The following is an 18,380-nucleotide window of genomic DNA, read 5'->3' as shown; positions in this document are numbered from 1 at the left end:
GGTACTTGTACTGATGCACCGAACCCGCAGGCAGGTCACACATGAAACAAAGAAATTTCAACTTTCTTTCATGGCGTTGCTTTACCGACAGGTTTTTGAAAGCTCCCTGAAAGGTTAAGGCTGGGATTAGTCGATAGCTCACTAACAACTTTGCTTCTTATAACGTGATTGCTTGTACACCTATAAGCAATCGATACAAGGCCCTGTCAAAATCTTGCTAATGTTACAGTCGGGTCTGCCAAATGACTGTTTTTACAATCATTTCTAATAATTTGGCGCCAAGGAACAGTCATGAGCGAAGCGCCTGCGTTACGACGTTTACTGGTGGTCGATCCGTGCGACGACTGCCACCGCTTATTGCCCGGATTACGCGCCGTAGGTTGGGATGTTGATAGTTGTACCCTGGAAAACGCTGCCGATCGCAGTTGTGACGTCGGCTTGTTGCGTTTGCAGCCGTTTCACCTCGAACGTCCCGAAGCCGTCAAAGAACTGATCAGCCGCAGTGGCACCGAATGGATCGCCGTGCTCAATCAGGAAGTGCTGCGATTACAAAACGTCGGTGACTTCGTCTGCGAATGGTTTTTCGATTTTCACACCTTGCCGTTCGACGTCTCGCGCGTGCAGGTGACGCTCGGGCGCGCGTTCGGCATGGCGCGTTTGCGCGGGCAAGGCACGATCCACGTCGATCAGCCCGAACATGAACTGCTCGGCGACAGCAAGCCGATCCGTGAACTGCGCAAACTACTCAGCAAACTGGCACCCACCGAATCGCCTGTGTTGATCCGCGGCGAAAGCGGTACCGGCAAAGAACTGGTCGCGCGCACGCTGCACCGCCAGTCCCAGCGTCACAGCAAGCCGTTTGTGGCAATCAATTGTGGGGCGATTCCTGAGCATTTGATTCAATCCGAGCTGTTCGGCCACGAGAAAGGCGCCTTCACCGGCGCGCATCAACGCAAGATCGGGCGCATCGAAGCGGCCAATGGCGGCACGCTGTTTCTCGATGAAATCGGCGATCTGCCGCTGGAACTGCAAGCCAATCTGTTGCGTTTCCTGCAGGAACGGCACATTGAACGTGTCGGCGGCAGCCAGCCGATTCCGGTGGATGTGCGGGTTCTGGCGGCGACTCACGTCGACCTGGAAGCGGCCATTGAGAAGAAGCGATTTCGCGAAGATTTGTATTACCGGCTCAACGTGCTGCAAGTGGTCACTGCGCCTTTGCGCGAACGCCACGGCGACCTCTCAATGCTGGCCAACCATTTTTCCCATTTCTACAGCCACGAAACCGGTCGACGCCCGCGCAGCTTCAGCGAAGACGCGCTGATTGCCATGGGCAAACATGACTGGCCGGGCAACGTCCGTGAGCTGGCCAACCGTGTGCGGCGCGGGCTGGTGTTGGCCGAAGGGCGGCAGATCGAGGCCCGAGACCTGGGGCTGATCAGTCAGCATTCGATCGCGACACCCATGGGCACGCTGGAAGACTACAAGACCCGCGCCGAGCGCCAGGCACTGTGCGATGTGTTGAACCGGCACAGCGATAATCTCAGTGTGGCGGCCAAAGTCCTGGGGGTGTCGCGGCCGACGTTTTATCGCCTGCTGCATAAACACCAGATTCGCTAGATACCTGAAGATCAAAAGATCGCAGCCTTCGGCAGCTCCTACAGGGATTACACAAATCCGATGTAGGTGCTGCCGAAGGCTGCGATCTTTGGCTTTTGCCTAGAAGTAATACGGGAATTTCAGGCTGAAGGAAAAGTCCGGGGCATCATCCGTCATGCCGATGGACAGGTTGGGTACGATGGTCAGGTTATCGGTGGCCGCAATGGTCATGCCGACGTTGAAGTAACCGGCGTTGGCGTCGCTGGACACCACCGATTCCCAATCCCCGCCATCCTGTTTCAGCTTGCTCTTGCGCTGCACCAGGTCAGACACCGAGAACGACATACTCATCTTCTCGTTCAGTGCAAACGCAATACCGGCGCCGATCTGGAAGCTGTCGCCGATCTTTACCTTGCCCGGGTTTTTCTGGTTGACCGTCGAGCTGATGTCGTCAAACGACTCCTCCAGGTTGTGGGTGTAGGACAAGCTGCCGAACAGCACCGCCGGGTCGAACGTCTTGACCAGCGAGATGCCCGGCGTGATCGACCAGACGCCGTTACCGGTGGGCAAGGTGTCAGGTACAAACAGATTGGAGTTGGCATCGGTCTGGCGCAGTTTGATCCCGAACGGATCCTTGCCGGTTGGCGCCTTGACCCGCAAGGTGACGACCGCGTCCGGTGTATTGACCGACTCGTCGAGGAACTTGTAGGCGATGCCGAAGTTGACGTCGCCAATGGTGGGATCCTTGGTGACGGTTTCTTCTGTAGTGACACCGGCCGCGCCCTCATTGCCGCCGCCCGACTGATAAGTCGATTCGCGATAGACCACGGGCACGTTCAGGTCGAACTGCCAGCGGTTGTCGAAGTTGTAGCGGCCGGTAAGGTCGAGGGTCCAGGTGTCAGCCTTGATCCGGTCAAGGTTGATGTTGCCAAGAAAGATCGAATCGAGTGCGAGGAACCCGTTGAGAATCAGCTGACGGGTGTCATAGCGCGAGTAGGTGATGCCGGTTTCGACACTGAACTTGCCGCCGCCGAAGAAGCCGCTGGCTTCGTCGTACAGGTTGGAAACGCTCTGCGCCGGTTGTGAGTCGTCCGCCAGTGATTGCCCGTAAGAAGCGCCACTGCCCCCGGCGGCGCCTCCTGATGCTGCTGCCGCACCGGTGCCGGTGGCGACGCGGTTGCCTTTCATGTCCGACGGCGATTTTGCCAGCCGTTTTGGTGGTGGGGCGGCGGGTTGTTCTTCAACCTGGCGGACTCGTTGTTCGAGAACCGCCAGGGCCTTTTGTTGTACTTCGTATCGTTGTTTCAGCTCCAGAAGTTCCTGTTTCAGGGCCTGTACATCTGCATCCGGTGCTGCTTGCAGCATCGCCGCAGGAAGAAGAGTGCTCAAACACACTGCGGCACGCAGTGATACTGATCGATACATGAATAAGCCGTCCCTTTAAGCCCAATGATCGAGACTCAGCGTAGTTCAATATCCAATACTGCGTAGGGCCCCGAGTTGAGTCAGGTTGCAATCCAGTGCGCCGGCGCTTCTGCCGTTATTATTGAGTACGACATTAAGTTGAGTCAGGTTATTGACCACGTTGGCACTGCCGAGCAGGCGGGTGTTCTGCAGTAAGCCGCTGGAGGCGACCTGTTGCAGCGCCGAACCTTGATTGCCACTGGCTTGAATCGCCATTTGCACGCCACCCGTACCGGTTGCCGACACCGCGACATTGCCGGCGGCATTGCTGCCGGAAATGGTCTGGCCGGCCAGCAGGGCTTGGCCCTGTGCGGGTGCGAGTGCTGGCGCCTGATTGGCTTCCTTGACGTTGATGGCGACGTTGTTGTTCGCCGTGTTGCCATCACCTGCCGCGCGTACGCTCTGCGTCACGCCCGACGATGAGTTAAGACCGGCACCGCCGATAATCGATCCTGTGCCCAGTTCCGGCGTACTGCCGTTGCCCATCTCCTTGATGGTCGAAACGTAGAATTCTGGTTTGATTGTGGCCTGTTGCACCTGCATCGAGGCAGACGCTCCGATCAGGTCTCCGCTGGCGTTGCGCCAGGTACTGCTCATGACAATGCCGAAGCTGATAATCCGCCCCGGCATGACATAACGACCACGTAGCTCGGCGAGCTCCTGGTCCTTGATTTCTATGGGTTTGAATCCTGCATTGGCATAGCCTGACGCACTCGCTGCCAGGCAGGCGGCGGCCAGCCAGTATGAGGTTTTCATCTGCTGCTCCCGGGACATCCAGTCCCATTTTCTATAATCGGCGATTAAAAGAAGTCGCTCTGAATGAACCCGAAATCCATCAATTCAGCATCTTTGACCGGGTTGAAACCATCCAGCTTGTTCTTGGCCGTCAAGGGCACCGGAGGGCTGCGCAAGGCGTTGGCCTTGTCATATCCGGGACCGACGATGGCGAAGACAATGCCGTTCCAACCTTTGACAAAGTCATCATGTTTGTAGCGTTTATGGCCGAGCACCGGGTCTCCGATGTAAACCCAGTCCTTGTCCGAACGCTGCAACACGACGAAATGCTTGTAGCCGCGAATTTCCATCAGTACCACCACCGGGATCGTTACCGCTTCGAGCTTTTCCGGTGGAATCTTGTAACCCCTGGCGCGCATGCCGATGCTTTCTATGTAGCGCTTCATGTCGAGCATGGAAAAACCTTGAGTACGAACAAGGTCCTGGTCAGCGTTGACCAGCATGCCTTTGATGATGTGCTCCTCATCGACGTCGAGCCAATAGGCCTGGCGTAATACCGTTGCCAGTGCAGCGGCGCCGCAGCTGAAATCGGTTTTCTGTTCGACGATGTCGGCAAACTTGCGCTCACGAATGCTCTGCACGTTTTTGTAGACGAGCGTGCCACCCGGCAGGGCAGCCACGGGCATCTGACCGGCCTGAGTCAGGCCACAGACGAAAAGCAGAGCGAGGAGGGCAGTCTTACGCATGATCGATACGCCTTTGCGGACTGAGGAAAAGCCCCGTTTCCGGGGCTTTCGTTCGATCGCGATTACAGGCAGGCTCTGCAGCCAGCAGCGATGGACAGCGAGTTGCTTTGTTGGTTGCCCACACCCGCCGAGACGTTGGCTCCGCCGTTGCCGGAGAAGTTGTTCATCGAGTTGGTCATGTTGGCATTGTTGACCACAGGGGCTTTCCAGCCGTCTTTGGTCATCACTTGCTGAGTGGTTACGCCAGCGAGGCCAAAGGTACCCACGGCTTCGAACTTGGCTTTCTGGTCATCGTTGCCGCCGTGGCCGCCGCCACGATTGCCATAACCGCCGTGGTGGTCATCATCTTCGATGGTTGCAGTGCCTTTGGCTTTGAACACGCCAGCAGCGGCATAAGTGCCGGTGAGGGTGTCGGTTTTGTAGGCCTGCACGCCTTTGTTTTCTACAACCAGGCCAGTGGAAGACTGGTTGGCAGAAGCAGCAGCCTGAGCTACGCGGCCACCGGATACGGCGATCGCCAGGTTGTTTTTCTGCTGGTTGAAGTTGCCGGCAGTGACGTTGATGCCGATGTTGCCGGAACCATTGTTGCCTGCGTTGTTGAGCGTAGCGTTGTTGAAGGTGGACGAGTTTTTCACATAGTTGTTGTTGTTGACTTGAGTTGCACTCGAAGCAGCAACAGCGTTACCGAAGATGAAGCTTTCGTCAGCTGTGGCCAGCGCAGCAGCGTTGTCCTGCTGGTTGCCGTCGCCGGCTGCAACGTTGGCGCCCATGTTGCCGTTGGAACCGTTGAGCGAATCACTGGCATTAGCGTTGTTCAGAGTGCCCTGGTTTTTCACCACGTTGCCGTCGCTGTCTTGCACGTCAAGCACAGCGGCACCAGCGCCTGCGGTGATTTGCAGCAGTTGTTCCAGGGTTGGGCCTTTAGGCTGGTTATTACCATGGCCGTTACCGTGCCCGTTACCGTGACCATTACCATGATCGTCATCACGACCGCCTGCCTGTGCTGCGATTGCCATCACTGCTGCAAGTGCGAAAACCAGTGGTTTGAGAGCCATTGTAGGTTTCATGGTGTTTCTCCATCGTGCTTATTAGTTGGTTAAGTGTTGGTACTTTCTAATTGCACTGCTTTTGTTGTTTGGGTCAGTCAGCGACCCGGATGCTCAGGGTGTTAGCCATTCGGTTCCCCACCCCGGCACTCTGGTTCACCTGGATTACCCCGCGGCTGCCGGTGAAGGCCTGATCACTTGTCGTGACCTGGCGACTGCCGGGTGAGGTACCAGTTGCTCCTGAGCTCGGTAAAAGCGCCACGTTCTGTTGCGAAAGGGCACTGTCGTCAACGCTCTGCGGGGCAGCACTGATGCTGACGCGCGTCACATTGGCCATCTGGTTGTTGGCCCCGGCACCCTGGTTCACGCCCAGGATCCCGTTGCCATTGCTGAAAGAGGTGCCGCCGATGGTTGCGCTGGCGTCCATCGAGCGCGAGGCAGGTGTATCGATTTTCTGCATGACGCTGGTAGTGGCGTGGGATTCGGTGCCGATCGCCACAGCCTTGACGTTGGCCTGTTGCATTTGATCGCCAGCCGCCTGGTTGACGTTGAAATTGCCGCGGTACTGAACCCCGGAATCTTGAATGTTGGCCTTGTTCACTGAACCAGGTTCAGCAGCCATGGCAGTGGTGCAACCGAGCAGGGCAAGCAGAAGGAGTGAACGATTCATCTCATTGGCCTCCGGCCATGCGGGTCAATGGCGCAAGGCCGGAACTCATGGCGCGGTTGATCGTGCCGGAAATCGCGCCACCGGAACCGCCGCCGTGTCCTGCGCTCATGCCGGGCATGCCATTGGGATTGGTGACGGTATTGAGGCCTGGCAGATTGCTGCCGGCCTGGACATTGTTGACGGTGCGGAACGCGCTGCCGCTGGCGACACCGGCGAAGTCGCCGTCGCTCAATTCGGTGCTGTTCATGGTGGAGTTGATGCGTGCGGACGGATTGGCATTGACGGTGGTCGGGTAGGGGTCTTTGCCGCCATTGCGACCAATCGGGATCGGCTGGACATCGCGGTTGAGGACGATGACGCCATTGCCTTCTGCGTGGACATTGAAACTGAGCAATGTGCTGGCTGCTGATCCGATCAGCAGAAGGCAGGTCAAACCTTTTTGGATATTCCCCACGGCTGCAATTCCTTCTTCAGTGGGCTGGCCCGAGTCAGCGTTGTGAAGGAGAGAGCGAAAGCTGTGCCGCTTTTTAAATGTCGTTTGGTTTCAGATGCTTGCAAAAATCAGCCGCGCAGCTGATACACACACTGTTTCAGGATTGATACACGCGTGCGCGCGCCGACCTGTCTATTGGCTGAACAAAGCTCTGGAACGAGGGTTTGCGACGATGTGTTTCAACCGTGAAACAACGGCGATGACAAAACAGTGAACAGTGCTGAGACGGGCACTTTGCACCTCACGGAGTGTTTCAGGATCGGACACTTTGCCCCCAAAACAGGGGGGATCATTGGGGAAACTGACCCGTTGGCCGGGTCACTCCGCCAGCAGTTGCTCGACGGCGGCAAAAGCCTGTCGTTGGCGTTCGGCCCAATTGCCCTGAATGATCAGAAAGCGCTGATGGTGGGTTTCCAGCCAGTTTTGCGTGGACTGGTAAAACGCCAGACGCTCGTCCAGATCCGGTTGGCAGCGCTGACCGTCATCGGTCCAGTCGACCTGTTCCGGGGACAAGAGAAGGTGCAGGTCGTAATGCCGGGTCAGCAACTCGGATGCCAACCAGTCCGGGCAGTCACCGAACAGCGTCTGGCTCCACAGCATGTTGCTCAATAAGTGAGTGTCGAGAATCAGCAACGACGGCTGTTGCGCCCGCGCTTCATCTTCCCGTTGCAACTGGCCCCGAGCGATGGCAGGGATGTCGGCCAGGCAGGTGTCACGGGGATTGAGTTCGATAAAGCGGCGCACGTATTCATCCACGCGCACACCGCCAAAGCGTTGTTGCAGGCCCGCCGCCAGCCAGCTCTTGCCGGTGGATTCAGGCCCGGTCAGCACCACGACCTTCATGTGCGCAACGCCGGGTCAGCGCGCCATTCGCGAAAGCCTTGAATGGCCAGCAGAGTGAACAGACCGTACAGCGCAGCGGTCAGGTACAGCCCTTTATAGATGAACAAGCCGACAAAGATCACATCGAGCACAAACCACAACGCCCAGCATTGCAGGCGTTTCTGCGCCATCCACAGTTGCGCAACCAGGCTGAAACCGGTGAGCGCGGCATCGAGCCACGGTTGCGCGGCGTCGGTCCAGTGGGCCATGGCCGCGCCGAGCAGCAGGCTGCCGACCGCGCCAGCACCGAGGCCGATCAGGATAGAGCGTTGATCGAGGCGGGTGACCTCGCGGCCGTCATGCATCGTCCCGGCGCGAGTCCATTGCCACCAGCCATAGACTTGCAATGCGGCGTAAATCACTTGCAGCAACATGTCCGAGTACAGCTTCACTTCGAAGAAGATCCAGCTGTAGAGCAGCACCATGATCAGCCCGATCGGCCAGCACCACGGATTCTGTTTGACCGTCAGCCACACGGCGATCACGCCAAGGGCGGCGGCAAACAGTTCAAGCCCGGACATGGGGGTTCCTTGGGGGAAATTGAGGAGGGGGCGGATTGTACTGCATTGGGCCAAACCCCTCACCCTAACCCTCTCCCGGAGGGAGAGGGGACTGACCAAGTTGGATGTTCGAGATACGCCGACCTGGTCTTTCTGCGTTGAATCCATAATCGACTCGATTTTTCAGGTCGACGTATAGCTTGAGACACCTCGGTCGGCCCCCTCTCCTCGGGGAGAGGGCTGGGGTGAGGGGTGGGCTCACCAGAGTTACACGGGTCAGACGCGGAACTGGCGCAGGAGGGCGTTGAGTTGTTCGCTCAACTGGCCGAGGCGCAGGCTGGCGGCACTCGACTGCTCGGCCGCGATCGCCGTGCTGTGCGAGAGGCCAGCAGCCTGCGTCACGTTCTGATTGATGTCCTCGACCACATGCGCCTGCTGCAACGTAGCGCTGGCAATCGACGCATTCAGGCCATTGAGATTGCGCAGCGCCTGGCCGATGGCATTCAGACTGGCACCGGCCAGCCCGGCTTGTTCAATGGTCAATTGCGACGCCTTGCTGCTGTCACCGATCACCTTCACGGCCGCCTCGGAATGGTTCTGCAGGCGCTCGATCATCGACTGGATTTCCGCTGTCGACTTCTGCGTGCGCTGCGCCAACAAGCGCACTTCATCCGCGACTACGGCAAACCCCCGACCTTGTTCACCGGCACGGGCGGCTTCAATCGCGGCGTTGAGTGCGAGCAGGTTGGTCTGTTCGGCAATCGAGCGGATCACTTCCAGCACGCTACCGATCTGGGTGCTTTCGGCCGCCAGGGTGCGAATCACTTCAACCGCTTGATCGATGGTGCCGGACAGCTTGTCGATCTGCTGCAAGCTGCCGTCGATGTTGATCTGGCCCTGTTGCGCCTGCGCTTCGGCGTCACGCATTTCGGCGGCGGCATGCTCGGCGTTCTTCGCCACATCTTGCACGCCATAGGTCACTTCGTTGATCGCCGTGGCCACCAGTTCCATCTGCTGCGATTGCTGCTGGCTGCGTTGCTGGGCCTGCGAGGCGTCGTTGCCCAGTTCACTGGACGATTGACCCAAGGCGCTGGCCGACACCTGCAAATCGCCGATCACCCGTCGCAGTTTGGCGGTGAAGGCGTTGAAGTGATGCGCAAGCTCGGTGACTTCATCCTTGCCATGGGTATCGAGACTGCGGGTCAGGTCGCTTTCACCACTGGCAATGTTGGCCATGGCGTTCACGGTTTCTTGCAGCGGACGCACAATGCTGCGTGCGATCAGGATCACCAGCAGCGCCATGATCAGCGCAATCGCCAAGCCGATGACCGAAGCCTTGATCATTTGGCCCTGGAATTCCGCCTGCACATCATCGACATAAACCCCGGAGCCAAGCACCCAGCCCCAAGGTTCGAACAGTTTGACGTAGGAAGTCTTGGCCACCGGCTCACTGGCGCCGGGTTTCGGCCAACGGTAGTCGACCATGCCGGCACCTTTGGCCTTGGCGATGGCAACCATTTCGTTGAACACCGCAAAGCCGTCCGGATCGCGGATCGCCGAGAGGTTCTGGCCTTCGAGTTTCGGATTGGTCGGGTGCATGACCATCACGGGCGTGAGGTCGTTGATCCAGAAATAATCGCTCTGGTCGTAGCGCAGGCCGCGAATCGCCGTCAGCGCCTGCTTCTGCGCCGCGTCTTTGCTCAAAGTGCCGGCGGTTTCGAGGTCGTGGTAATAGGTCAGCAGGCCGCTGGCCGTCTGTACCACGTGCTGGGTTTTCTGGGCCTTGGCGTGATACAGGTCGTCGTGGATCTGCTTGAGCATCAACACGCCCAAGGTCAGCAACATGACCACCGCCACAATCAAGATGAGCCACAAGCGTCGGCTGATCGACACACTGCGCAAGCTGTTCATAACGCTGTCACTCCGGATTCTTTTTCTTGTAATAAACGACCGCCAGCATCCAACCACGATTTCGTGAGCGGGCATACGCGACCCAAGTCGTATAACGCGGCAGCGCTATTAAGGCTTGTCTGTTAGGATTTCGGCCCCGCGCGTGAAAACCTGAATCCAAATTGATATTTCACGGAATTTTGACCGTTTCGTGTGGATCCTGTGCGCGCGGAATCGGTACAGCCACAACCAGCTACGCTGATCGCAGTGAACGTAAAAAAATACTATCGGGGCATGCCGGCGCGCATCGCTCTTTGGGGGATTGATGGATCTTTGGACGGCCTTGCAGGCACTGATACTAGGAGTTGTAGAAGGGCTGACGGAGTTTTTGCCCATTTCCAGTACCGGACACCAGATCATTGTTGCCGACTTGCTCGAATTCGGCGGCGAACGAGCCATGGCGTTCAATATCATCATCCAGCTCGGCGCGATTCTTGCGGTGGTCTGGGAGTTTCGACGCAAGATCTTCGATGTGGTCATCGGTTTGCCGACCCAGCCAAGCGCACGGCGTTTTACCGCCAACCTGCTGATCGCGTTTCTGCCCGCTGTGGTGCTGGGCGTGATCTTCGCCGACCTGATCCACGAATACCTGTTCAACCCGATTACCGTTGCGACAGCACTGGTGGTGGGCGGCATTATCATGTTGTGGGCGGAAAAGCGTCAGCATGAAGTGCACGCTGAGACGGTCGACGAAATCACCTGGAAAGATGCCTTGAAAGTCGGCTTCGCCCAGTGTCTGGCGATGATTCCTGGCACCTCGCGCTCTGGCTCGACGATCATTGGCGGGTTGCTGTTCGGCCTGTCGCGCAAGACCGCCACCGAGTTTTCGTTCTTCCTCGCCATGCCGACCATGGTCGGTGCGGCGGTTTACTCGGGCTACAAGTACCGCGATCTGTTTGTACCGGCAGACTTCCCGGTGTTCGCCATCGGTTTTGTCACGGCGTTCATCTTCGCCATGATCGCCGTGCGCGGCTTGCTCAAGTTCATCGCCAGCCACAGCTACGCGGCGTTCGCCTGGTATCGAATCGTGTTTGGTCTGGTGATTCTGGCGACGTGGCAGTTTGGCTGGATCGACTGGGCGGCGGCCAAACCATGAGTGATTCCCGCGCACGCCGGCCCGAAGGGCGACCTTCGGGCGGCAACATTCAGCACCTGAAATTGAAACTGCTGGTTCTGCTGATCGTCTGCGCGCTGCCGCTGTTCGGCTCGTTGTCGATGTGGCTGCGCGGGATTTCGCTGGTGCCGCTGGCCGCTTACGGGATCGTCAGCGTGCTAGCGTTCTTCATGTATTGGGCCGATAAGCGCAAGGCGCAGACGGCTGCCTGGCGTACACCGGAGAACATCCTGCATGCCGTAGAGCTGGCGGGCGGCTGGCCGGGCGCGTTGATTGCCCAGCAGGTGTTCCGGCACAAGACGCGCAAGGTGTCGTTTCAGGTTCTGTTCTGGGTGATTGTCGTGCTGCACCAAGTGTTCTGGATCGACCAGTTGTTTCTTGGCTCGAACCTGCTGACGCTGTTCTAAAGAACTGCAAAAAACCAATGTGGGAGCGAGCCTGCTCGCGAAGAGGCCGTGTCAGACAACATCATCGTTGAATGAAAGTCCGCTTTCGCGAGCAGGCTCGCTCCCACAGGGGGGATTGGGGTTAGAGCAATAATCCCACCTGGGTCTTTTTCGGCAACTTGCTCACCACCAACTGATGCGAACGCTGCAACAACCCGCGTAACTCCTCAGCACCCAGCGGGTAGGGCGGATGCATGATGATCCACTGCGCCCGCGCCAGATACGGCGCCGGATGAATCCCCGGGCGGTCGCAATGACCGAGAAACAGATCCTTGTCGACCTTGAATGCCAGTGAATCCCCGCGCAGCCCCTGCAAGGCAAACATCTTGTTGCCGGCAATCGAGAACACCCGCACGCCACCCCATTTGTAATCTTCCCGAGCGCCCGGCAGTTCCAGGCAGAACGCCGCAACGTCGGCTTCGCTCATCTTTCCCTTGCTCATAACAACCGCTCCCCACAGGCATTGAACGACTCGACCAGATGATCGATCCACGCGCGCACCGCCGGCATCACCCCGCGCCGATGCGGATACACCGCTTGCAGCCAGCCGCCGGGCAGCGACCACTCTGGCAGCAACTGCACCAGGGTGCCGTTTCTCAGTTCCTCTTCGCAGTACATCATCGGCAGCAAAGTGAAACCCTGACCCGCCAGCACGCAGGCTTTGCGCACAATAAAGTCATCGATGCCCAGGCGCGCTTCCATGTTCAGTTCAAAGCTATGGCCCTGCTGATCGAGCAAGCGCACATGCACCATGCGATCCGCCTCCAGCGCGCCGAGCACGGGCAGGCTTTTGAGGTCTTGCGGATGGTTGATCGTTTGCCCATCGATAAATGCCGGACTGGCCACCACGACCATTTGCGCCTGGCGCAAACGCCGGGTCACCAACAACGGATCTTCGTCACCGTGCTCGCGCACACGCAGCGCGACATCAAAACCTTCGCCGACCAGATCGACCCGGCGATTGAGCAATACCACTTCCAGTTGCACCTGCGGAAATTTGCCTAAAAATTCGCTGATGACCCACGGCAACATTTCCCGGGCCAGACCGGTGGGGCAGGAGACCCGCAAACGGCCGCGCGGCTCGCTGGACATGCTCGCCACGGCCTCATCGGCCATTTCTGCTTCCAGCAACATCGCCTGACAGTGACGCAGATAGCGTTCACCCACCGCCGTGAGGTTGAGTTGTCGGGTGGTGCGTTGCAGCAAACGCGCGCCGAGGCGTTCTTCCAGTTCGGCTATGCGCCGTGACAGTCGTGACTTGGGAATGCCCAGCAAGCGCCCGGCCGCCGCGAACCCGCCGGCCTCGACGACTTTGGCGAAATAGTAAAGATCGTTGAGGTCTTGCATAGGGAAATCCACTGTTCTATCAGTGGGACAAACTATCGCATTTCAGGCGGCTAATCATCCATTGGTTTCTTGCGTAGGATTGTCTCCATTCCGTCGCCATCGGCGATTCATTCCAGGAGATTCCACATGAAACTGCTGCATATCGATTCGAGCATTCTGGGCGACAACTCGGCTTCCCGTCAGTTGAGCAGCGAAGTCGTCAAAGCCTGGCAAACCGCCGAGCCAAACGCTGTCGTGACCTACCGCGACCTGGCCACCGACGCCATCAGCCACTTCTCGTCGACCACACTGGTCGCCGCCGGTACCACCGCTGAACTGCGCAACGCCGCACAACAGCACGAAGCCGAACTGAGCGCTTCGACCCTGGCCGAATTCATTGCTGCCGACGCCGTAGTGATTGCAGCGCCGATGTACAACTTCACCGTACCGACTCAACTCAAGGCGTGGATCGATCGCGTTGCGGTTGCCGGTCAGACCTTCCGTTATACCGAAGCCGGCCCTGAAGGCCTGTGCGGTGGCAAGAAAGTGGTGATCGTTTCGACCTCCGGCGGTATCCATGCCGGTCAGGCCAGCGGCATCGCTCACGAAGAATACCTGAAGCTGGTTCTGGGCTTCCTCGGCATCACCGACATCGAAATCGTCCGCGCTGAAGGTCTGGCGTATGGCGAAGAAGTGCGCAACAACGCGATGACCGCTGCGCAAGCGAAAATCAGCGAGCAATTGTTCGCCGCGGCGTAAGGCTTGCGTAAAGAACAGCTGATGTTCAGGTAACACCCGAAAAACTCTGTATTCTGGTTCCGCAAGGGGCGAATACGGAGTTTTTTGTTTCTGACTGTTACATAATCTGGCCCGGGTTATGCAGTCAGACAATCAGCATCTGAGTGCGATGTCGTACCGAAACACCGAATCCCCGGTGGTTCTGGCCCGCCACGCAACGGATCTTTCGATTGAGTAACAACAGGGTGGGGCATCCCATGATGCGTCTTTGTGCAACGTTACTGATTTGCCTGCTTGGCAGCCTTAACACAGTGCATGCTGCGCCTGGGCGACACCCTGTGTGGAGCGTCGGCTATCACGAGATGACCTTCCTCGATCCTTTGGATCTGCAACCGATGCGCGCCATCGCGTTTTATCCCTCCAGCGATCGCGAACACATGAGCCTGCTCGAGGGCTACTCAGTCGAGGCCGGCGAAGACACCAAAGTCGCCATCGGCCGCTTTCCGATGTTGATGCTCTCCCACGGCAACACCGGCACGCCCCTGGCGCTGCACGACCTTGCCACCTCGCTGGCACGCAAAGGCTTTGTCGTGGTGGCGGTGATTCACCCCGGTGACAACTCCAAAGACCACAGCCGACTCGGTACCCTGAGCAATCTGTACGGGCGGCCGATCCAGATTTCCGAAGCGATCACTGCAACCCTCGGCGACCGCATGCTCGCGCCGTACGTCAATGCCGAACAGGTGGGCGTGATCGGTTATTCGGCGGGCGGCGAGACGGCGTTGATTCTGTCCGGGGCGCAACCGGACCTCGATCGCCTGCGTCGTTATTGCCAGGAACGTCCGGATGATCGTGACGCCTGCAATACGCAGGGTGAATTGATCGTCGATCGCGATGACCTGCAACCGGTGGCCGATCCGCGCGTGCATGCGTTGCTGCTGATGGCGCCGCTGAGCCTGAAGTTCGGCCGTCACACCCTGGCTGATGTGCATGTGCCGGTGCTGCTCTACAGCGGCGACGGCGACAAACTGGTGGCCTTCGACAAGAACGCTGCCGCGCTGGCGCGCAAACTGCCGACAGCGCCGGATTTCAAGCTGCTGGCCGGGGCAGGGCACTTCGTTTTTATGGCGCCGTGTAATGAAGAGCAGATTCGCGCGATGCCGGCGCTGTGCACCGATGCTGATGGGGTGGATCGCGAGGATATCCATCGCAACCTCATCTCCGAGGCCGGGCGGTTCTTCTCGCATATACTGGGCAGACCAACCCGGGCCGGCATGCAAACCGCGGATCAATAACCCCGCAAATCCCCTGTAGGACTTTAGGTCGTCGCCCGGCGCTGGAGCAGCAGGGTCAGGCCCAGCCCGATCACCGACAACAGCGCCGCACTGAAGAATATCCACGAATACCCCAGATTCAACGCCACCGCGCCCATCAGCGGCCCGGCAATCGCCAGCGCCAGATCGAAGAACACCGCGTAAGCGCCCAAGCCCGAACCGCGACTGGAACTCGGCACCTGTTTGATCGCTTCGACGCCCAGCGCCGGGTACACCAGCGACAGGCCAAACCCCGCCAGTCCCGCGCCGATCAAAGCGAAAGCGGTGGACGGTGCCAGCCACAACATCAGCAGCCCGACGGTTTCGATGGTCATGCAGGCGATCGCCGATTTGAAGCCGCCGAAACGGCTGATCGCCGAAATAAACAGCAGCCGCGACAGAATGAAACATACGCCGAACACTGTCAGGCAATACGCCGCGCCGCTCCAGCCGCGATTAAGGTAATAAAGGGTGATAAACGTGGTCAGCGTGCCGTAGCCGATCGAGGCGAGGGTCAGGCTGGCGCCATACGGCGCGATCCGCCCGAACACGGCCCAGAACGGTAGCCGCTCGCCACGGATCACCGGCACCGACGGTTTGTTGCGGATCAGCAGCAGTGCGCCGGCCGCAAGGACCGCTAGCGCGATGCCGAGGCTGGTGAAACCGTAATCGGCGACCATTACCACACCCAGCGGCGCACCAATGGCAATCGCGCCATAGGACGCGATGCCGTTCCAGCCGATGGATTTCGCCGTGTGTTCGACCCCGACCTGGCCCATGCACCAACTGATCGTGCCAACGCCAATCAGCCCTTGCGCGATGCCGAGCAGCAAACGCCCGATAATCAAGATGATCAGGCTGGTCAGCGCAAAGTCCTGTAGCAGCGTAGAGACCAGCGTCAGCAAGCCGCTGAGGACAATCCCCCACAAGCCATAAATGATCGCCCGTTTGGTGCCGAGTGTATCCGACATGCGCCCGGCCATCGGCCGGCTGAGCAGGGTGGCCAGATATTGCGAGCCAATCACCAGCCCGGCGATGACCGCGCTGAAACCCAATTGTTCGTGCACATAACCGGGCAACACCGCGATCGGCAAACCGATGCAGAGGAACGCAATAAAGGTGTAGAAAACGATGGAGACGATCTGCAGGGTGATCGCCATGGAGCTTTGCGGTGGCAGTTGCTGCGCAGACATGAGGACTCGTTCGCGGGCGGCGGTGGGAGAGTTCGCATCATGGCGTGGGCTTGAGATAAAAGAAAGCAGGCTAACTACTTCCCTGAGGATTGATGTAGCTGCTGATGGCCCCTTCGCGAGCAGGCTCGCTCCCACAGGGGAATGCATTCCAAAGGTGGGAGCGAGCCTGCTCGCGAAGGTAGCCGCACCAGCAAATCCCTCACCCTGAAATGCAAAAAGCCCCGTCACATGGACAGGGCTTTAGCTTGAAGCTAACAGCTCAACACTAGAAGCTGCTTTTTAGAACACCACACCCTGACTACGCAGGTAGTCATCGTAAGTGCCGCTGAAGTCAGTCACGCCATCCGGGCTCAGCTCGATGATGCGCGTGGCCAGGGACGATACGAACTCACGGTCGTGGCTGACGAAGATCAGCGTGCCCGGGTAGTTTTCCAGCGCCAGGTTCAGCGCCTCGATCGATTCCATGTCCAGGTGGTTGGTCGGTTCGTCCATGATCAGCACGTTCGGCTTTTGCAGGATCAGCTTGCCGAACAGCATGCGACCTTGCTCACCACCGGAAATCACTTTGACCGACTTGAGGATCTCGTCGTTGGAGAACAGCATGCGGCCCAAAGTGCCGCGAATCATCTGCTCGCCCTGAGTCCACTGACCCATCCAGTCGAACAGCGTAACGTCGTCTTCGAAGTCGTGCGCGTGGTCCTGAGCGTAGTAGCCCAGTTCCGCGGCGTCGGTCCACTTGATGGCGCCGGCGTCCGGGGTCAGTTCGTTGACCAGGGTACGCAGCAGGGTGGTTTTACCGATACCGTTCGGGCCGATGATCGCCACGCGCTCGCCGGCTTCAACCTGGAAGCTGAAGTCTTTGAACAGGGGTTTGCCGTCGAAGCCTTTGGCCATTTTTTCGACGATGACTGCCTGACGGTGCAGCTTCTTGTTCTGATCGAAGCGAATGAACGGGCTCACGCGGCTCGAAGGCTTGACCTCGGCCAGCTGGATCTTGTCGATCGCCTTGGCGCGAGAAGTCGCTTGTTTGGCTTTCGAGGCGTTGGCCGAGAAGCGGCTGACGAACGATTGCAGCTCGGAAATCTGTGCTTTCTTCTTGGCGTTGTCCGACAGCAGTTGCTCGCGCGACTGGGTCGCCACGGTCATGTACTCGTCGTAGTTGCCCGGGAACAGACGCAGCTCGCCGTAATCCAGGTCAGCCATGTGCGTGCACACGCTGTTCAGGAAGTGACGGTCGTGGGAGATGATGATCATCAAGCTGTTGCGCTGGGTCAGAACGTTTTCCAGCCAGCGAATGGTGTTGATGTCCAAGTGGTTGGTCGGTTCGTCGAGCAACAGCACTTCCGGATCGGAGAACAGCGCCTGCGCCAGCAATACGCGCAGTTTCCAGCCCGGCGAAACTTCGCTCATCGGGCCGAAGTGCTGCTCGATGCCGATACCCAGGCCCAGCAACAGTTCACCGGCGCGGGATTCGGCGGTGTAGCCGTCCATTTCGGCGAATTCGGTTTCCAGCTCGGCCACGGCCATGCCGTCTTCTTCGCTCATTTCCGGCAGCGAGTAGATGCGATCGCGCTCGGCCTTGACCTTCCACAGCTCTTCGTGACCCATGATCACGGTGTCGATCACGGTGAATTCTTCGTAGGCGAACTGGTCCTGGCGCAATTTACCCAGACGCACGTTCGGCTCGAGCATGACCTGACCACCGGACGGGTCGAGGTCACCGCCGAGGATTTTCATGAAGGTCGACTTGCCGCAACCGTTGGCGCCGATCAGGCCGTAGCGATTGCCCGCGCCGAATTTGACCGAAACGTTTTCGAAGAGCGGCTTGGCGCCGAACTGCATCGTGATGTTAGCTGTAGAAATCAAGAGTTATTCCTGCGAAGCATTCTTAAAAAGCGAGGTGCGGCTGGAGCGCTCGGCCCGAGTCAAAGTGCGCTGAAGCGGGAGAATCCCGACATCAACCAAGGGGGCGCGTAAAGTTTGGCGGCGATTGTACTGGTCTGGCTCTTTAAACGATAGGGCGAAGACGCCACGATCGCCGATTGGCATGATCGCGGGACAGTTTTTCACAGATGAAGGTTCACTATCGGTTACAAACTGTGGCTAAAATGCCACCTTTCACCGAGCGTCCGGTAACGGCGCGGGCCAAGGACGTGCCATGTGTATTC

The 18,380-nt window shown here is 58.5% G+C and carries 18 protein-coding genes; 5 read left to right on the top strand and 13 right to left on the bottom strand.

Going from position 1 to position 18,380, the window contains the following annotated elements:
• Nucleotides 1-291 precede the first annotated feature (291 nt).
• On the top strand, nucleotides 292-1,617 hold the full coding sequence (locus PspS49_RS15745; RefSeq protein ID WP_127927869.1) for a sigma-54 dependent transcriptional regulator: 1,326 nt from the start codon (nucleotides 292-294) through the stop codon (nucleotides 1,615-1,617).
• A 99-nt stretch (nucleotides 1,618-1,716) separates the two neighbouring features.
• Here PspS49_RS15745 and PspS49_RS15740 read toward each other — a convergent pair whose 3' ends face one another.
• From PspS49_RS15740 to PspS49_RS15700, 9 genes are all read right to left on the bottom strand, one after another.
• Nucleotides 1,717-3,021 (bottom strand): hypothetical protein, encoded by a 1,305-nt coding sequence (locus PspS49_RS15740; protein WP_127927867.1) that lies wholly within the window; start codon nucleotides 3,019-3,021, stop codon nucleotides 1,717-1,719.
• A gap of 45 nt (nucleotides 3,022-3,066) precedes the next feature.
• Nucleotides 3,067-3,816, bottom strand: a complete 750-nt coding sequence (locus PspS49_RS15735; protein ID WP_127927865.1) for a hypothetical protein — start codon at nucleotides 3,814-3,816, stop codon at nucleotides 3,067-3,069.
• Nucleotides 3,817-3,860: 44 nt separating this feature from the next.
• Complete coding sequence (locus PspS49_RS15730) at nucleotides 3,861-4,541, bottom strand: C39 family peptidase (RefSeq protein WP_127927862.1); 681 nt, start codon at nucleotides 4,539-4,541, stop codon at nucleotides 3,861-3,863.
• A 62-nt stretch (nucleotides 4,542-4,603) separates the two neighbouring features.
• Nucleotides 4,604-5,608 carry a heme utilization protein gene (locus PspS49_RS15725; RefSeq protein WP_127927860.1) on the bottom strand — a complete coding sequence of 335 codons (1,005 nt, stop codon included), beginning with the start codon at nucleotides 5,606-5,608 and terminating at the stop codon, nucleotides 4,604-4,606.
• Between the two features lie 73 nt (nucleotides 5,609-5,681).
• The gene (locus tag PspS49_RS15720) at nucleotides 5,682-6,257 is read right to left on the bottom strand and encodes an adhesin (protein ID WP_150751325.1); all 576 of its coding nucleotides are present in this window, start codon (nucleotides 6,255-6,257) and stop codon (nucleotides 5,682-5,684) included.
• Nucleotide 6,258: 1 nt separating this feature from the next.
• Entirely contained in the window at nucleotides 6,259-6,711 is a 453-nt protein-coding gene (locus PspS49_RS15715) for a hypothetical protein (RefSeq protein ID WP_127927856.1), read from the bottom strand.
• A gap of 357 nt (nucleotides 6,712-7,068) precedes the next feature.
• Nucleotides 7,069-7,593, bottom strand: a complete 525-nt coding sequence (locus PspS49_RS15710; RefSeq protein ID WP_160040245.1) for an AAA family ATPase — start codon at nucleotides 7,591-7,593, stop codon at nucleotides 7,069-7,071.
• Nucleotides 7,590-8,153, bottom strand: a complete 564-nt coding sequence (gene pnuC, locus PspS49_RS15705) for a nicotinamide riboside transporter PnuC (RefSeq protein WP_160040243.1) — start codon at nucleotides 8,151-8,153, stop codon at nucleotides 7,590-7,592. The genes PspS49_RS15710 and pnuC overlap by 4 nt, the downstream gene beginning before the upstream one ends.
• Before the next feature lie 255 nt (nucleotides 8,154-8,408).
• Complete coding sequence (locus tag PspS49_RS15700) at nucleotides 8,409-10,043, bottom strand: methyl-accepting chemotaxis protein (protein WP_127927850.1); 1,635 nt, start codon at nucleotides 10,041-10,043, stop codon at nucleotides 8,409-8,411.
• A gap of 304 nt (nucleotides 10,044-10,347) precedes the next feature.
• Between PspS49_RS15700 and PspS49_RS15695 the strand changes: the two genes are divergently transcribed.
• Entirely contained in the window at nucleotides 10,348-11,178 is an 831-nt protein-coding gene (locus PspS49_RS15695; RefSeq protein ID WP_127927848.1) for an undecaprenyl-diphosphate phosphatase, read from the top strand.
• Nucleotides 11,175-11,603, top strand: a complete 429-nt coding sequence (locus tag PspS49_RS15690; RefSeq protein ID WP_160040241.1) for a DUF1294 domain-containing protein — start codon at nucleotides 11,175-11,177, stop codon at nucleotides 11,601-11,603. Before PspS49_RS15695 ends, PspS49_RS15690 begins: the two co-directional genes overlap by 4 nt.
• Before the next feature lie 121 nt (nucleotides 11,604-11,724).
• Here the strand turns inward: PspS49_RS15690 and PspS49_RS15685 are convergent, their stop codons facing one another.
• Both PspS49_RS15685 and PspS49_RS15680 read right to left on the bottom strand, forming a co-directional pair.
• Entirely contained in the window at nucleotides 11,725-12,084 is a 360-nt protein-coding gene (locus PspS49_RS15685; RefSeq protein WP_160040239.1) for an MmcQ/YjbR family DNA-binding protein, read from the bottom strand.
• Nucleotides 12,081-12,989 (bottom strand): LysR substrate-binding domain-containing protein, encoded by a 909-nt coding sequence (locus PspS49_RS15680; protein WP_127927842.1) that lies wholly within the window; start codon nucleotides 12,987-12,989, stop codon nucleotides 12,081-12,083. Before PspS49_RS15680 ends, PspS49_RS15685 begins: the two co-directional genes overlap by 4 nt.
• A 126-nt stretch (nucleotides 12,990-13,115) precedes the next feature.
• Between PspS49_RS15680 and PspS49_RS15675 the strand changes: the two genes are divergently transcribed.
• Together PspS49_RS15675 and PspS49_RS15670 are read left to right on the top strand one after the other, a co-directional pair.
• On the top strand, nucleotides 13,116-13,727 hold the full coding sequence (locus PspS49_RS15675) for an FMN-dependent NADH-azoreductase (protein ID WP_160040237.1): 612 nt from the start codon (nucleotides 13,116-13,118) through the stop codon (nucleotides 13,725-13,727).
• A 236-nt stretch (nucleotides 13,728-13,963) separates the two neighbouring features.
• Nucleotides 13,964-15,001, top strand: coding sequence for a dienelactone hydrolase (locus PspS49_RS15670; RefSeq protein WP_160040235.1), 1,038 nt, complete (start codon nucleotides 13,964-13,966; stop codon nucleotides 14,999-15,001).
• A 23-nt stretch (nucleotides 15,002-15,024) separates the two neighbouring features.
• Here PspS49_RS15670 and PspS49_RS15665 read toward each other — a convergent pair whose 3' ends face one another.
• Both PspS49_RS15665 and PspS49_RS15660 read right to left on the bottom strand, forming a co-directional pair.
• Nucleotides 15,025-16,212, bottom strand: a complete 1,188-nt coding sequence (locus PspS49_RS15665; RefSeq protein ID WP_150775937.1) for an MFS transporter — start codon at nucleotides 16,210-16,212, stop codon at nucleotides 15,025-15,027.
• Nucleotides 16,213-16,491: 279 nt separating this feature from the next.
• On the bottom strand, nucleotides 16,492-18,078 hold the full coding sequence (locus PspS49_RS15660) for an ABC-F family ATPase (protein WP_077572769.1): 1,587 nt from the start codon (nucleotides 18,076-18,078) through the stop codon (nucleotides 16,492-16,494).
• Nucleotides 18,079-18,380 lie beyond the last annotated feature (302 nt).

The organism is Pseudomonas sp. S49, assembly GCF_009866785.1.
Classification (GTDB): domain Bacteria; phylum Pseudomonadota; class Gammaproteobacteria; order Pseudomonadales; family Pseudomonadaceae; genus Aquipseudomonas.
The sequence above is the reverse complement of the archived record's forward strand: the minus strand, read 5'-3'. Positions and strand labels throughout refer to the sequence as shown.

Coding starts and splice junctions, on each gene's coding strand:
- PspS49_RS15730 (WP_127927862.1), bottom strand. CDS start 4,541: ATGCGTAAGACTGCCCTCCTCGCTCTGCTTTTCGTCTGTGGCCTGACT.
- PspS49_RS15680 (WP_127927842.1), bottom strand. CDS start 12,989: ATGCAAGACCTCAACGATCTTTACTATTTCGCCAAAGTCGTCGAGGCC.
- PspS49_RS15670 (WP_160040235.1), top strand. CDS start 13,964: ATGATGCGTCTTTGTGCAACGTTACTGATTTGCCTGCTTGGCAGCCTT.
- PspS49_RS15725 (WP_127927860.1), bottom strand. CDS start 5,608: ATGAAACCTACAATGGCTCTCAAACCACTGGTTTTCGCACTTGCAGCA.
- PspS49_RS15695 (WP_127927848.1), top strand. CDS start 10,348: ATGGATCTTTGGACGGCCTTGCAGGCACTGATACTAGGAGTTGTAGAA.
- PspS49_RS15720 (WP_150751325.1), bottom strand. CDS start 6,257: ATGAATCGTTCACTCCTTCTGCTTGCCCTGCTCGGTTGCACCACTGCC.
- PspS49_RS15740 (WP_127927867.1), bottom strand. CDS start 3,021: ATGTATCGATCAGTATCACTGCGTGCCGCAGTGTGTTTGAGCACTCTT.
- PspS49_RS15690 (WP_160040241.1), top strand. CDS start 11,175: ATGAGTGATTCCCGCGCACGCCGGCCCGAAGGGCGACCTTCGGGCGGC.
- PspS49_RS15710 (WP_160040245.1), bottom strand. CDS start 7,593: ATGAAGGTCGTGGTGCTGACCGGGCCTGAATCCACCGGCAAGAGCTGG.
- PspS49_RS15675 (WP_160040237.1), top strand. CDS start 13,116: ATGAAACTGCTGCATATCGATTCGAGCATTCTGGGCGACAACTCGGCT.
- PspS49_RS15745 (WP_127927869.1), top strand. CDS start 292: ATGAGCGAAGCGCCTGCGTTACGACGTTTACTGGTGGTCGATCCGTGC.
- PspS49_RS15700 (WP_127927850.1), bottom strand. CDS start 10,043: ATGAACAGCTTGCGCAGTGTGTCGATCAGCCGACGCTTGTGGCTCATC.
- PspS49_RS15735 (WP_127927865.1), bottom strand. CDS start 3,816: ATGAAAACCTCATACTGGCTGGCCGCCGCCTGCCTGGCAGCGAGTGCG.
- PspS49_RS15665 (WP_150775937.1), bottom strand. CDS start 16,212: ATGTCTGCGCAGCAACTGCCACCGCAAAGCTCCATGGCGATCACCCTG.
- PspS49_RS15685 (WP_160040239.1), bottom strand. CDS start 12,084: ATGAGCAAGGGAAAGATGAGCGAAGCCGACGTTGCGGCGTTCTGCCTG.
- pnuC (WP_160040243.1), bottom strand. CDS start 8,153: ATGTCCGGGCTTGAACTGTTTGCCGCCGCCCTTGGCGTGATCGCCGTG.